The sequence below is a fragment of the Thermosipho sp. 1244 genome (genome assembly GCF_018588215.1).
Classification (GTDB): Bacteria; Thermotogota; Thermotogae; order Thermotogales; family Fervidobacteriaceae; genus Thermosipho; species Thermosipho affectus.
The window spans coordinates 84508-98871 of the sequence record NZ_LNGA01000032.1; the positions used below are offsets into that span (position 1 = coordinate 84508).

The following is a 14364-nucleotide window of genomic DNA, read 5'->3' on the forward strand; positions in this document are numbered from 1 at the left end:
TTGTAATGAAGAAAGTTCTTTATAAAATGCCGGAATCTTTGACGGGAAAAGAATTTACGTATTGTCCAGGATGTTATCATGGAATAGTTCATAGATTAGTTGCGGAAGTTATCGATGAATTAGGTATACGTGAAAAAACACTTGTAGTATCTCCTATAGGATGTTCTGTATTTGCATATCAATTTTTTAATATGGATGGTACTATTGCACCACATGGAAGGGCACCAGCTGTTGCAACGGGCATGAAAAGGGCTCGACCGGATCTTTACGTTTTTACATACCAAGGTGATGGTGATTTAGCTGCTATAGGTACTGCTGAAATTATGCATGCAGCAAATAGAGGAGAAAAAATAACTACTATTTTCGTAAACAACGCTATCTATGGTATGACTGGTGGTCAGATGGCTCCAACAACATTGCTTGGTATGAAATCTACCACCACACCATATGGTAGAAAGGCAGAAAATGATGGATATCCAATGCATATGTGTGAATTTTTAAAGGAAGCAAAAGGTGTAGCGTATCTTGCAAGAACTAAAGTTAACACACCGCAAGATGTTGAAAAGACAAAAAAAGCAATAAAAAAGGCATTTTTGGCACAAGTAAAGGGACTTGGTTTTGGAATGGTGGAAGTATTGTCAACATGTCCAACCAACTGGGGGATTGATCCTATTTCCGCTGGAAAGTGGTTAGAAGAGAATATGGTTCCAGAATATCCATTGGGAATTTTCGTGGATAAGGTTGGTGATGAAGAATGAGATTTATATTTGCTGGTTTTGGAGGACAGGGCGTAATGCTAATGGGACAAATTTTGGCATATGCTGGAATGATAGAGGGGAAAAATGTTACTTGGATGCCTTCATATGGCCCTGAAATGAGAGGTGGAACGGCAAATTGTACCGTTGTTGTTGAGGATAAAGAAGTTGCATCTCCGGTAGTGGATAAGTCTGAAGTTGTTGTAGCCATGAATATTCCATCTATGTTAAAATTCCAAAACTTTGTTGAAAAAGATGGATATCTCTTTTTAAATGAATCTGTTATTGATAGAGAACCAGATAGAAAAGATGATATACATGTATTGAAAATTCCATGTAACGAGATAGCTGATAAATTGGGAAATTTAAAAGTGGCAAATATGGTTATGCTGGGTGCTGTTATTGGAGCAACGAATGTGGTTTCAAAAGAAAGCTTGTTTAAAGCACTTGAGAAGAAATTAACGGGTAAAAAAGCACAATTAATAGATTTGAACATTAAGGCTATTGAAGAAGGTATTGCTATTTCTAAGAAACAGTAGGCGGATGAGATAAAGCCCTCATTATGGGACCCCAACGGGGTCCTGTCTTTTTTAATTTGGAATAAGATAAGTTGAAATAATAAAAAATCTTTTGAATTTTGTAAAAAATTGTGTATAATTATCTATAGGAGTGATTAAATTGAAAAGTATGACTGGTTATTCAAAATTGGAAAAAGTTTCTGAAAAATACAAGGTTTATTGTGAAATTAAAACCCTTAATTCAAAGGGGTTAGATATTTCGGTATCTATCCCTTATTATTTATCTTCAAAAGAAATAAGGATTAATCAGATAATTTCCAATTACTTGAAACGAGGAAAGGTACACTTGAGAATTGGTGTTAAATTTTTGGTTCCAATAAGTCTGAACGTGGATTTTGCCATGGCAAAATCTTATTTTGAAACCCTTGAGGGATTAAGGGAAAGTCTGGGAATACAAAATTTGTTGAGTTTGAGTGATTTGTTAATTTTCAGGGAGATTTTTAGAGGAGATCTAGATGATGAAGTTATAGAGGAATTGTGGGATTTTGTTAAAAATATTATTGTTGAAACTTTGGAAAAACTCGTTGAAGAGAGAAAAAAAGAAGGGGAAAAATTATTTGTTGATATCAATAAGATGGTGTTGAGATTAAAGAAAATAGTGGAAAATATAAACAAATTATCGCTTGATTTAAAAGAAGTAATAGCAAAAAAGATAAGGGAAAATGTTGAAGAAATTTTGCCCAATAATGTAGAGATGGATGTGAATCAATTTGAAACAGCAGTTGCTCTTATAGCCGATAAAGCAGATATTAGGGAAGAAATATCGAGGTTAAATAGCCATATCGATAGAATGCAAGAGTTAGTACTAAAAGATGAACCAGTCGGCACTCTATTGAATTTTTTAACACAAGAAGTACATAGGGAATTTAATACTATACTTTCAAAGAGTAGAGTGCTAGAAATAACGAACCTAGCTTTAGAAGGTAAATATGTTAATTCACAATTGAAAGAACAAATACAGAATATAGAATAATCCGGGAGGTGTAAATATGTTTGGTCTTATTAATATTGGTTTTGGAAATGTGATTGCTGGTGATAGGATAGTTGCTATAGTAAATCCAGAAAGTGCTCCTTTAAAAAGGTTAAAAGAGGATGCAAAAGAGGAGGGAAAACTTATAGATGCCACGTATGGTAGAAAGACAAGGGCAATCCTTATATCAGATAGTAATCATATTATATTAAGTGCTATCCAACCAGAAACAATTGCACAAAGATTTATGCAATCCTTCTTTGAAATAGAAGAACAATTAGAAAGAATAAGAAGAAAGGGATAGTATGAAAGGAACTTTAATAGTTGTAAGTGGGCCATCAGGGGTTGGAAAAACAAGTATAATAAGTGCTTTGTTGAATAAATTAGATAAGGTGACGTTTTCCGTATCATGTACGACGCGGCCCCCAAGGCCTGGAGAAATTGATGGTGTTGATTATTTTTTTATTTCAAAGGAAAAATTCATGGAAATGCGAGACAACGGAGAGTTTTTAGAATGGGCCAAAGTTCATGGGAATTTATATGGTACTCCTAAAGAATTTGTAGTTGAAAATATAAAAAAGGGTTATAGAATAATATTAGATATAGATGTACAAGGTGCATTGCAGGTAAAGAAAAATTTTGATGATGCGGTATTTGTTTTTGTAGCACCTCCTAGTTATGAGGTTTTAAGAGAGAGGTTATTAAAGAGAGGTACGGAAAATAAACAATCAATGTTAAAGAGACTTGAAAATGCGAAATGGGAAATGTCTCAAATCAATGCGTTTGATTATTTGATTATAAATAACGACCTTGAAAAATCTATAGTTGCTATGAAGTCAATAGTTATAGCTGAATCCTATAAGACTAGGCGTATTTTAGACGAAAAATTGAGAAAAAATCTGTTTAAAGGGGTGTTAAAAGATGAGACCAGTTATTAATTATGACAAGCTTTTGGAGAAAATACCGTATAAGTTTGCTGTTCCCATTGCTGTTGCAAAAAGAGCAGAAAATTTAAAGGAGTTTGCACATCCTTATGTCGAAACGTGGGACAATAATTACGTGAGCATTGCCTTTAAGGAGCTAAGTGAAGGATATGTTAGAATCAAAAATGAAGAAATTTTGAAAGTACTTATTCCAGAAGTAAAATAAATGGCTCCGTTCGGAGCCATTTATTTTATAGGAGCATTTTCAAGGAATGTTTTTAATAATAAATACGTGTTTTTATAATCATTTAGATCAATAACTATTAATGGACTGTGTATATACCTTGAAGGTATAGAAATTACAGCTGCTGGTACACCATAGGCACTTCTTGCATATCTTGCGGCATTAGTTCCTCCTGCTGTTCTTCTTTTGTATTGGAAGGGGATATTGTTTTCCTTTGCTGTATTTACCAATGTTTCAAATAATCTTTTATCTATTACATATCCAGAATGCATAAAAGTTAGAGCAGGACCATCTCCGATATGTGTAGCCCAAAGTTCTTTGTCAAGTTCTGGATTATCCCCTGCGGTAGTAGTCTCAATTGCTATTGCAAAGTCTGGTTTTATTTGTTCAACTACAACAGCAGCACCCCTTAACCCAGTTTCTTCCTGAACACTAAAGACAAAGTATAAGTCATATTCTGACTTTATGTTGTCTTCAATGAGATCTATTAATATACTACATCCACCTCTGTCATCAAATGCTTTTCCAGTTGCGAAATTGTTTATTTCTTTGTATTTTGTGGTAAATGATGCATAATCTCCTATTTTTACTTTTTTTTCAGCTTCCTTTTTTGACGAAAATCCCGCATCAATTCTTAATTGTGAAAATTCGGGGGTTTTTAGTGGATTATCTTGTAAATGTATGGCTTTAAATCCTATAACTCCTATTATTTCATCATTAATTATCACTTTTTTTCCAATTGCAACCCTGGGATCTATGCCGCCAACTGGCATAAAAGATAGAGTACCATCTTCGTTTATATTTGTTATCATAAATCCTACTTCATCCATGTGTGCATCTAATACTACTTTTGTCTTTCCATTTCCCTTTTTTAAAGCAATGAGATTTCCAAGGTTATCAACCCAAAATTTATCAACTTTATCTTTTATCTTATCAATTATAAATTCCCTGACTTTATGTTCATTACCAGATACTCCGTTAATTTCTGAAAGTTCTTTAAGATACATTATTGCACCTCCAATTCAGAGATAGTAAATGCCATGAGTTTTGATATTTTTTCTACATCATCTGTGGAAATTTTTTCGTATGGTGTGTGCATATATTTAAGTGGTATAGATAGTAACTGTGTTTTTATACCCTTTCTGGTTAGTTGTACTTCGTCTGTATCTGTACCGCTCCTACGTGGAATAGGTTCAAATTGAATAGGAATTCCATATTCTTTTGCTGTATTTTGTACCAATTCGTTGAATTTTTTATCTACTACTGGTCCAATTGCAACTACTGGACCTTTGTTTATCTCTATTTTTTCAAAGCCAGGAATATTTTCATCACCGTGTGTTACATCAATTACAAATGCATAATCTAAATCCGAAAAATACGCTGCAGTAGGTGCACCTGGGCCACCTATTTCTTCTTGAGTTGAAAAGATAAAATATACGTCAACTTCGTGTTTTATTTTTTGCAATAATGATGCTGTTTTGATTAGAGAAACACAACTTGCCCTGTTGTCGAGTGCTGGAGCAAATACGTAGTTATTTTGTTCAAAGCCTTCTATTTCATCTAAAACAACTAAGTCACCAACTGAGATTTCTTTCCAATCTTTATTGATGCTTATATCTAAAAACAAATAATTAAATGTTGGCACTTTTCCTCTTTCCTCTTTTTTTTGCAGATGAGGTGCTAAAAAACCAAATATGCCATCAAATGTTTTGTTTTTTCTAGATATAATCTTTGCACGTTGCCCAATTACCACTTTTGGATCCCAACCGCCTACTGGTGAAACATAGGCAAAACCTTTTTCATCTATTTTTGAAATAACAAATCCCAGTTGATCAACATGTGCAAATAATCCAACTTTTCCCTTTCCCTTTCCTTTTTTTACACATACTAAGCTTCCAAGTTTTGTTTTGAAAATTTCATCGGAAAAATCTTTCATTATTTCTTCAATAGTATTAACAGCATCTGATTCAAAGCCCGATGGTCCTGGAATTGATGTCAATTTTATAATTAATTCTTTTGTATCCACTTTATCCCTCCTTTAATTTTTCTAACAAGATTTTATCACAATTTTAAAGAATTTGGTATATACTAATAAAAAGAAAGGAGGAGAGATATGAGAAGACCAAAGATTGTTGAATTTGAACTTACCACAGCTTGTAACTATGCGTGTAAACATTGTTATTGCAATGCGGGGAAAAAGTCAAAAGTAGAACTTTCAATTGAACAAGTTAAACACGTACTTGATGAATTAAAAAGTGCACATGTAGAAACAGTAGATTTGATTGGTGGAGAACCTTTGGTAAGACCTGATATTTACGAAATAATTGAATATGCTGTTGGTATTGGACTAGATGTGATGTTAAATACAAATGCATCCCTTGCAAGTAAAGAAGTTGTAAAAAAAATAAAAAAGATTTATCCACAGCTTAAAGTGGGAATTTCCTTTGATGGAAGTTTGCCAGATATACACGAATTTATACGTGGAAAAGGAACTTTTGATAAAACTTACAAAGGTTTTATGAACTTTGTGGAAGCAGGTTTTGACGTTACAATTTTGCATGTTATCAACAAAAAAAACTATTTGTACTTTGAAGATATGATAAATTTTGCTAAAAGGCATGGTGTTTCACTATACGTAGATAGATTTGTTCCAGTTGGAAGGGGACAATTGTATAAAAAGATTTTGACACCAAATAAGAAAGAGATAGAATATGTAAGGCACTTGATTGAAAAGCACAAGAATAGTATTAATTTTTACGTTGAAGAAAATATTTCAGGAGGGGTGTGCTCTGCTGGAAGAACTCATGCATCAGTATTGGTAGACGGTACTGTTGTGCCTTGTGGACATTTTAGGTACGATAAAGAATATTACATGGGAAATTTGAATGAAAAATCTTTTGAAGAAATATGGAAAAGTTACGATCCAGATATTTTATTGAATGATTGTAAAGCATGTAGTATGTTTAAAAGGTGTTTTGGTGGTTGTAGGGCTTTTGCGAAAAATATGAATTTAAAGTATGATCCTATTTTTTGCGAGGTTGAGGGTAATGATTAAAAAAGACAAACAATTTAGAAAATTTCAAGCGTATGGTTTTTTGAAGAATTTACGTTTCTTTGAACCGTTTTTTATATTGGCTTTTTTGTCTGCAGGTTTAAATTATTTTCAAATTGGTGTACTTTATACAATAAGGAGTTTAGCAACAAATATTTTGGAAGTTCCAACGGGAGTATTTGCAGATTTATACGGTAGAAGAAAATCCATGATTTTTTCCATGATTTCTTATATAATTTCATTTCTTGTATTTTACTTTTTTAAATCCTTTCTTCTTTTTGTTGTTGCTATGATTTTTTTCTCATTTGGTGAGGCATTTAGAACAGGGACACACAAGGCTATGATTTTCCGGTATTTGAAATTGAACAATATGGAGGATTTAAAGGTTCAGTATTATGGTGCAACTCGTGCTGCGTCACAATTGGGTTCTGCTTTAAACTCTTTGCTTGCGGCAGTTATTGTCTTTTTTAGTGGGGATTACAAATTAATTTTTCTTTTGGCAGTTATACCTTATGTTGTTAATCTCGTAAATCTCTCTACTTATCCTAAAGACCTTGATTTTTCATCTAAGAAGTCAAAAAAGGAAACTTTGAAGGATTTTTGGGGAGCTATCTCAAACTGGAAGACTCTAAAATTACTCTTAAATGCTACAGGCTACTCGGCAATATTTAAAAGTTTAAAGGATTATTTACAACCAGTTATTGAGTCTTTTGCCTTAACTATTCCCATTTTTTTGGAAGTATCAAAGGAAAAGAGAACATCTGTTTTGGTGGGAATAATTTATTTTGGACTTTATATACTTACTTCAATGGCATCAAAAAATTCCTGGAAGTTTAAGAAGGGGTTAAATTTAACGCTCTTTTTGGGTGCGATAAATGTGATTTTAATAGGTATTTCGTATGTGTATAAATTGTATTTTCTTTCTATTATTTTCTTTTTCTTTTTGTACATTTTGGAGAATATCAGAAGACCTATTGCTGTGGCGTATATCAGCGAAAAATCGGAGGCTCTTGCTTCTGTATTATCGGTTGAATCTCAAGTAAAAACATTTTTAAGTGCTATGTTTTCATTTTTGATGGGGTTTTTGAGTAATGAATATGGAATTGGAGTAGGAATAATGGTACTAGGAGCTATTTTATTAGTCTTCTCACAAATCTTTAAATGTAAAGATTTGTAAAATTTCTTTTGTGATGTATAATTAAGTAGTACTTTTAATTTTGTGAGGTGGTATTATGGGTATAAAAAAAGGAGATAAGGTATTGGTACATTATGTGGGAAGATTTGAAGATGGAGAAATTTTTGATAGTTCAGAAGGAAAAGAACCGTTACAATTTGTAGTTGGGGAAAGACAGGTTATTCCTGGTTTTGAGGAACAAATTATTGGTATGGAGGTAGGCGAAAAAAAGACAATAAATGTTCCTTATGATAAAGCTTATGGGGAATATAGAGAAGATTTGGTTTTCCCCGTTGAAAAGGAAAAATTACCAGAAGATGTACAAGTAGGTCAATTTTTTGAGGTACATCAACCAGATGGTGGAACTTTTGTTGTTAGAGTTTCAGAAGTTAATGAAGATAAGATTATGCTCGATGCCAATCATCCTTTAGCGGGTAAAAATTTAATATTTGACGTTGAAATAGTTTCCATACTATGAAGAATATAGAAAAATATTCACTGAGTGAGGAAATTGCAAATGCAATAACCCATGGAATAGGAGCTTTGATAGCATTATTTGGGCTTGTTTGGTTGATAGTATATGCTTCAATGAGTGGTGGAGTGTTAAAAATCGTTTCCTTTACAATATTTGGTGTTACGCTATTTTTGCTTTATTTAATTTCTACATTGTATCATGGGATAAGTTATAGGAAGGCTAAGGCTATATTTGAAATAATGGATCATTCCGCAATTTTTTTACTAATTGCTGGAACTTATACCCCATTTTTGTTGTTGGTTATTAGTGGAAGACTTGGATGGATTTTGTTTTCAATAATGTGGGTACTTGCAACTATCGGTATTATATTTAAAGTATTTTTTGTCAAAGAATATATGATAATTTCTACGCTTATTTACATTGCAATGGGATGGATGATAGTGTTTTTTATAAGGAATTTATGGGTCAATTTTAATAGGCAAGGAATAATTTTGTTGTTCTTAGGTGGTTTGGCATATACAATTGGTACTATTTTCTATATGTATAGAAAGATAAAATTTCATCACATGATATGGCATTTGTTTGTAATTTTAGGTAGTATTTTCCATTATTTTGCAGTACTTTCAATTTAAAATAATTTCAATATGTAGATTTGACAAAGTCCAGGTAGCTTTGGTGTAATAAATTCAGAGCAACCTGGATTTTTTATATGCCGTTATTTGACATTTGCTGTGTAAAAATGTAAACTAATAATTGAGGTGATAAGATGAAAGAAAGATTAAAAAAGATTTTGGTGATTTTGTCTGATTCAAAAGGTCCTGTTAAAGGTAAGGATTTAGCGGAGATGTTGGGAGTTAGTAGGCAGATAATAGTTCAAGATATATCTGTTTTAAAGACAAAGGGGCACAAGATTTTTTCAACAAGAGATGGTTATATTCTAGAGAGGAAAAGGGATTTTGTCAGAAAGATGATTGCCGTAAAACATTCTGAAAACGAGATTTACGATGAACTTTTGAAAGTTGTAAATGCTGGCGGAAAAGTAATAGATGTTATAGTTGAGCATCCTCTTTACGGTGAAATTAATGGTAGGCTTGATATTGCAACACTGGATGATGTTGCAAAGTTTATGGCCCTTATGAAGAGTTCAAATGCAACTCCGCTTTTAAAATTATCCGGAGGTGTTCACATACATACTATAGAAGCTCCAAATAAAGAGGTTATGGAAAAGATATTGGAAGCTTTAAAGGATTATCTTTTGGAGGTGAAAAAGTGAAAATTGATCAAGTCATTGATAGTGTAGTTTCAAAAGAAAAACAAAGAAGTCTCTTAATTTTGACTTCTTTAATATGGATAGTAGGATCTGCTGGTGTTATGGTTATGCCATTTGTTCTTCCGGATTTAATTTCAGAATGGCAACTTTCAAAAACCATGGCAAGTTCTCTTGTTAGTGCAACATTCTTGGGCATGCTTTTTGGTGCATTGTTGTCTGGCGTGATTTTGGATTACTTTGGCAGAAAGACCGGAACTATTTTTTACTTGTTAATTTCCGTGATTTTTACGGTATTATTTGGCTTTTCGAAGGGATATTCAATAGCTTATTTCTTGAGATTTTTATCTGGTTTTGGATATGGAGGACTTTTACCTTCGGCGAATACTTATCTTTCTGAATTTACATCGATAAAACTTAGAGGAAGGTATTTAGTATATTTGGAAACCAGTTGGGCAATTGGAAGTATATTAATAGCACTTTTTGCGGTAACTTTCGGGGAAAGATTTGGCTGGAGATGGAATTTTTATATTTTTTCATTAGGGTTGTTGATATTAATAGCGCTTTTAAAAAATTCCGAAACTCCAAAGTATCTTTTTGAAAGAAATGGTATAAAAGCTTTAAAAGAGAGATATGGTGATGTTCCAGATGATATTGAAAGTGTGGAAAAGGTGAAAGTTACTTTTGGTGCTCTGTTTAAAAGTAGATACGTTAAACAAACTATTTTGGTTATGATATCTTGGTTTGTCGTAAGCTTTGTGTATTACGCACTTTTTTCATGGGCACCTAGGGTTTTTGTGGAAAACCTTTCAATTACCATAACTAAAGCAAAATGGTATACATTTTTTGTATACCTTGCCCAATTGCCTGGATATCTTTCTGTGGCTTATTTAATAGAAAAATGGGGAAGGAAAAAGACTTTATCCGTGTATTTTATAGGAATGGGACTTTCTTCGTTTTTCCTATTTCTTGCCTCTGGAAATATTACGTTTTTGTTTGTTGTTTTAGTTCTTTCATTCTTTACTTTAGGAGTCTGGGGATTAGTATATGCGTATACCCCAGAGTTGTTTCCCACCTCATTTAGAGGTACTGCAAATGGAGTAGCAGGTGTAATGGCAAGGGTTGCTGGAATAATAGCACCATACTTTACGGGATACTTTGTTGATAAATCTATAGTTGCCGCGCTTTCGTATACTGCAATATTTTCAATTATTACAGGTCTATTAGTATTGATTCTTGGTGTGGAAACTAAAGATAAACCAGTTGGATAATTTTGGGCATCTTACGATGCCCATTTTTTGTTTAATTGACTGTTCAATTTTTTTATGTTATACTATTATCAGACAAAGTATGAGAGTGATAATTCCTCTGATAAAGAGGTGGAAATATGAAAGATTTGTCCGATAGACAAAAGAAAATTCTATATTGTTTAGTTAGAGAGTATGTAAAATCTGGTATTCCCGTAAGTTCTCAAAAGATTTTAGAAACAACGAATTTAGAGTGGAGTGGAGCAACTGTTAGAAACGACATGAGAAAGTTGGATTATTTGGGATATGTTTTTCAACCCCACACTTCTGCGGGACGTATTCCTACGGATAAGGGATTGAAGTTTTATGTAAATGAAGTCTTAAAGGTGAGAAAAGAGACAAAAAAAGTAGGTTCTTCCATAGATGTTAGAACGGATTTTCCAATAGGTGATTTGGATAAAATCATCCGAGGTGCTGCAAAGCTTTTATCAAATACTCTAAAAGCTTTTGTTATTATAGAAAAACCTAATCCCATGAATCTTAGGGTTAGGAGGATTGTACTAACTCCAGTTACAAAGACCTTTTCCATTGTAAACATTATTACTGAATTGGGACTTACTTCTGTTCTTCCTATACAACATTCCGAAATTTCTAATATATTGGAAATTGAAGAGTTTTTGAATAAAAGTCTTGATGGAATACTTTTGAGTGATTTTAAATTAAAATTAAAAGAAGTGGTTGAAAAGTTTTCATGGGTTGGCGGGAGATTAAAAGAGTTTATAGAACTTTCTGAAAGAATTGCATCTGAGAAATACGATGAATACATTATTGAAGGAGTATTTAATCTTGTGAATGCAAAGAAATTTGGTGAAGATAAGTTAAGAGAAATTGTAAAAATTTCTACAAATTCTGAATTTTATCCGCAAATTTTTTCACTAGGTGAAGGGATATACATAGGAAAGGAACATAATATAAGAAATTTTGAGCAATATGCAGTTTTGATAATGCCTTATTTTGTCTTTGAGCGAGAAGTGGGGAGAATTGCCGTAATTTTTGATAAATTTAGTGATTACTCTAAGGTATTTGATAGTGTGGAATATGTGGTTAACAGACTTACTGAATATTTTACTATTGTTGCAAGAAATGTTGAATAATTGGAGGTGATTGAAGTGGAAAAAGAAATGAAAAATGAAATAAAGAATGTAGAAAAGAATGAAGAGGTAAAAGGGGAAAAAACACCGGAGAAAATTGTGGAAGAACAAAAAGAAAAAATAAAGGAATTAGAGTTACAGTTAAAAGAATTTGAAAATTATGCACGTGTATTAAAATCTCAATTTGAAAATTACAAAAAAGATGTGCTCAAAGAAAAAGAACAAATAGCAGTTTCAACGATGGGAAGGATTTTGGAAAGATTTTTGCCAATTTTAGATGATTTTAAAAGATCATTTTCAAATGCGACTGATGAAGAAAGAAACACACAATTTTACAAGGCAATTGAATTGATTTATAAGAATTTATTTAAATTGTTGGAGAGTTTTGGACTTGAAGAAGTTAAAGTAGGTGATAAATTTGATCCATTCGAACATGAAGCGGTAGAAAGGGTTGAAGATGAGGAAAAAGAAGAATATTCTGTTGTAGAAGTTGTAGAGGATGGCTATAAATTTAAAGGAAGAATTTTAAAACCTGCAAAGGTTAAGGTCTCGGTAAAGCCTAGGAGGTGACTTTATGGCCAAAAAAGATTATTATGAAATTCTTGGTGTTTCAAGGAACGCATCCCAAGATGAAATAAGGCAAGCATATAAGAAACTTATAAAAAAATGGCATCCCGATAGAAATTATGAGAATAGAAAGTTAGCGGAAGAAAAATTCAAGGAAATTCAGGAAGCATACGATGTGCTTTCTGATCCTGAAAAACGGGCGATGTATGATAGGTATGGTTATGTGGGAGATGTACCACCGAATGCCGGAGGTGGATTTGGCGGTTTTGGCGGTTTTGAGGATATTTTTAAAGACTTTGGTGATTTTATAAACAACGATATTTTCAATATTTTCTTTGGTGATCAAAGAACATCTTCAAGAAAGAGAGCAAAAAGACCAAAAAGAGGAGAAGATATAAATATTTCCGTTGATGTGTCTTTTGAGGAGTTGTTTACCGGAATAAGGATACCGCTTGAATATGATAGATACGAGGTTTGTGAACATTGTAACGGTGAAGGAGTTGAGCCTGGTAGTGGTTGGATTACTTGTCCAAAGTGTCATGGGACAGGTACTGTTAGAGAAGAAAGGAGAACATTTTTAGGTGTTATTGTAAACCAATATACGTGTAATCATTGTGGTGGAACAGGAAAAATTCCTGGGGAGAGTTGCCATACTTGTGGTGGAACAGGAAGGATAAAGAAAAGATATAAAGTTGAAGTTAACATTCCAGCTGGTATTGAAAATGGAACTATCTTGAGAATACAAAGAGGAGGAAATGCCGGGTATAATGGAGGAGAATATGGTGATTTGTATGTTCACGTAAGAGTTGTTGGATACTCTGATTTTGAAAGAAAGGGAAATGATTTAATTAAAGAGATTAAAATAGATTATTTGGAAGCAATTTTGGGTACAAAGGTAAAAATTAGAATGCCAAATGGTAAAATAAAAGAGGTAAAAATTCCAGCGGGTGTTCAACATGGACAAGAAATATATGTATATGGTGAAGGATTGCCTGATATGAGAACGGGGAAAAGAGGAGATTTAATTTTGAGGGTTAGAGTTGAGATTCCAAGTAGGGTATCAAGAACTGAAAAAAAGTTATTAAAAGAGATAGCAAAGTTGAGGGGAAAGGATGTTGAAGAGAGTTGAAGAATTTTTAGAGAATTTTTTTAAAGAGTATAGATTTTCAGGAGCTGTTTTGGGGGTAAGTGGGGGAGTTGATTCTGCGGTAGTTCTTGGTTTATTGGTGAGAGTGTTAGAAAAAAGTAGAATAAAATGTTTTATCCTTCCAGAGAGAGATAGTCCAAGAGATTCAATAAAAGATGCAAGGTTTGTTTGTGAGTATTTTAATGTTGATTATGAAGTTAAAAATATAAGTAGAATAGTTAGAAAATTTGGAGTTTATAAATATTATCCACCGGCTTTATTTGTTCCCTTTAAAATAAAAGAAAGATATGCAAAAAGTAGATGGAATAAGTATAAGAACAAAGGTAATCCGTTTGAATTTGATGTCTTAGGTATAGAGGATGAAGAATTTCTAAAAGGAATAAGTTATTATAGAATAAAGCATAGGATTAGAATGGTTTATTTGTACAAAGAAGCTGAAAAGAGAAACTATGCAGTGGTGGGTACAACTAACAAGACGGAATTTTTAACAGGTTTGTACGTAAAATGGGGGGATGATTCTACAGATGTTGAACCTTTACTTCATCTTTATAAAACGGAAGTGTACAAGTTGGGGAAACTTTTAAACATTCCAGAAAGAATCCTTGAAAAACCTGCCTCACCAGATTTGATACCTGGCCTTAGTGATGAAGAAGTCTTTGAGTTAGACTATCCTACTTTAGATAGGATCCTAAAGAAAATAGTACAAAATAAAGACTTATCCGATGAAGATCCGGAAAAAGTAAAAAAAGTAAAGAGATTGTATGAGATTGGGAAGTTTAGAAATAAAGTAAGAAATATTAGCATTGAGGGATAA

Annotated in this window: 18 protein-coding genes; 16 read left to right on the forward strand and 2 right to left on the reverse strand. The window is 32.8% G+C overall.

All coding sequences use genetic code 11. The annotated features are described in order from the left end of the window. Nucleotides 1-5: 5 nt before the first annotated feature. From AS157_RS08425 to AS157_RS08450, 6 genes are all read left to right on the forward strand, one after another. Complete coding sequence (locus AS157_RS08425; protein ID WP_077288785.1) at nucleotides 6-758, forward strand: thiamine pyrophosphate-dependent enzyme; 753 nt, start codon at nucleotides 6-8, stop codon at nucleotides 756-758. Continuing rightward, nucleotides 755-1294, forward strand: coding sequence for a 2-oxoacid:ferredoxin oxidoreductase subunit gamma family protein (locus AS157_RS08430; protein WP_077288784.1), 540 nt, complete (start codon nucleotides 755-757; stop codon nucleotides 1292-1294). Before AS157_RS08425 ends, AS157_RS08430 begins: the two co-directional genes overlap by 4 nt. Nucleotides 1295-1442: 148 nt before the next feature. Beyond that, nucleotides 1443-2306, forward strand: coding sequence for a YicC/YloC family endoribonuclease (locus AS157_RS08435; RefSeq protein ID WP_077288853.1), 864 nt, complete (start codon nucleotides 1443-1445; stop codon nucleotides 2304-2306). 16 nt (nucleotides 2307-2322) lie between these two features. Continuing rightward, entirely contained in the window at nucleotides 2323-2607 is a 285-nt protein-coding gene (locus AS157_RS08440; RefSeq protein WP_012056339.1) for a DUF370 domain-containing protein, read from the forward strand. Between the two features lies 1 nt (nucleotide 2608). Next, the gene (gene gmk, locus AS157_RS08445) at nucleotides 2609-3241 is read left to right on the forward strand and encodes a guanylate kinase (protein WP_077288783.1); all 633 of its coding nucleotides are present in this window, start codon (nucleotides 2609-2611) and stop codon (nucleotides 3239-3241) included. Then, a complete protein-coding gene (locus tag AS157_RS08450) occupies nucleotides 3225-3452 on the forward strand; it encodes a DNA-directed RNA polymerase subunit omega (protein ID WP_077288782.1) in 228 nt (75 codons plus the stop codon). Before gmk ends, AS157_RS08450 begins: the two co-directional genes overlap by 17 nt. Before the next feature lie 20 nt (nucleotides 3453-3472). Here the strand turns inward: AS157_RS08450 and AS157_RS08455 are convergent, their stop codons facing one another. Both AS157_RS08455 and AS157_RS08460 read right to left on the reverse strand, forming a co-directional pair. Beyond that, nucleotides 3473-4477 (reverse strand): M42 family metallopeptidase, encoded by a 1005-nt coding sequence (locus AS157_RS08455; protein ID WP_077288781.1) that lies wholly within the window; start codon nucleotides 4475-4477, stop codon nucleotides 3473-3475. Beyond that, nucleotides 4477-5496 (reverse strand): M20/M25/M40 family metallo-hydrolase, encoded by a 1020-nt coding sequence (locus AS157_RS08460; protein ID WP_077288780.1) that lies wholly within the window; start codon nucleotides 5494-5496, stop codon nucleotides 4477-4479. The genes AS157_RS08455 and AS157_RS08460 overlap by 1 nt, the downstream gene beginning before the upstream one ends. Nucleotides 5497-5583: 87 nt before the next feature. On the opposite strand from AS157_RS08460, the gene AS157_RS08465 reads away from it, so the two are divergent. The 10 genes from AS157_RS08465 to nadE all read left to right on the forward strand — a co-directional run bounded on the left by AS157_RS08465 (nucleotide 5584) and on the right by nadE (nucleotide 14364). Further along, the gene (locus AS157_RS08465) at nucleotides 5584-6525 is read left to right on the forward strand and encodes a radical SAM/SPASM domain-containing protein (RefSeq protein ID WP_077288779.1); all 942 of its coding nucleotides are present in this window, start codon (nucleotides 5584-5586) and stop codon (nucleotides 6523-6525) included. Beyond that, nucleotides 6518-7699, forward strand: coding sequence for an MFS transporter (locus tag AS157_RS08470; RefSeq protein ID WP_077288778.1), 1182 nt, complete (start codon nucleotides 6518-6520; stop codon nucleotides 7697-7699). Before AS157_RS08465 ends, AS157_RS08470 begins: the two co-directional genes overlap by 8 nt. 55 nt (nucleotides 7700-7754) lie before the next feature. Beyond that, nucleotides 7755-8174 carry an FKBP-type peptidyl-prolyl cis-trans isomerase gene (locus AS157_RS08475; RefSeq protein ID WP_077288777.1) on the forward strand — a complete coding sequence of 140 codons (420 nt, stop codon included), beginning with the start codon at nucleotides 7755-7757 and terminating at the stop codon, nucleotides 8172-8174. After that, complete coding sequence (trhA, locus tag AS157_RS08480; RefSeq protein ID WP_077288776.1) at nucleotides 8171-8803, forward strand: PAQR family membrane homeostasis protein TrhA; 633 nt, start codon at nucleotides 8171-8173, stop codon at nucleotides 8801-8803. Before AS157_RS08475 ends, trhA begins: the two co-directional genes overlap by 4 nt. Before the next feature lie 134 nt (nucleotides 8804-8937). Further along, on the forward strand, nucleotides 8938-9444 hold the full coding sequence (locus tag AS157_RS08485; protein WP_077288775.1) for a transcription repressor NadR: 507 nt from the start codon (nucleotides 8938-8940) through the stop codon (nucleotides 9442-9444). Continuing rightward, complete coding sequence (locus AS157_RS08490; protein WP_077288774.1) at nucleotides 9441-10709, forward strand: MFS transporter; 1269 nt, start codon at nucleotides 9441-9443, stop codon at nucleotides 10707-10709. Before AS157_RS08485 ends, AS157_RS08490 begins: the two co-directional genes overlap by 4 nt. Nucleotides 10710-10825: 116 nt before the next feature. Further along, a complete protein-coding gene (gene hrcA, locus AS157_RS08495; RefSeq protein ID WP_077288773.1) occupies nucleotides 10826-11839 on the forward strand; it encodes a heat-inducible transcriptional repressor HrcA in 1014 nt (337 codons plus the stop codon). Between the two features lie 15 nt (nucleotides 11840-11854). Continuing rightward, nucleotides 11855-12406, forward strand: a complete 552-nt coding sequence (locus AS157_RS08500) for a nucleotide exchange factor GrpE (RefSeq protein WP_231450266.1) — start codon at nucleotides 11855-11857, stop codon at nucleotides 12404-12406. 4 nt (nucleotides 12407-12410) lie between these two features. After that, nucleotides 12411-13532 (forward strand): molecular chaperone DnaJ, encoded by a 1122-nt coding sequence (dnaJ, locus tag AS157_RS08505; RefSeq protein WP_077288771.1) that lies wholly within the window; start codon nucleotides 12411-12413, stop codon nucleotides 13530-13532. Beyond that, nucleotides 13516-14364 (forward strand): NAD(+) synthase, encoded by an 849-nt coding sequence (gene nadE, locus AS157_RS08510; protein ID WP_077288770.1) that lies wholly within the window; start codon nucleotides 13516-13518, stop codon nucleotides 14362-14364. Before dnaJ ends, nadE begins: the two co-directional genes overlap by 17 nt.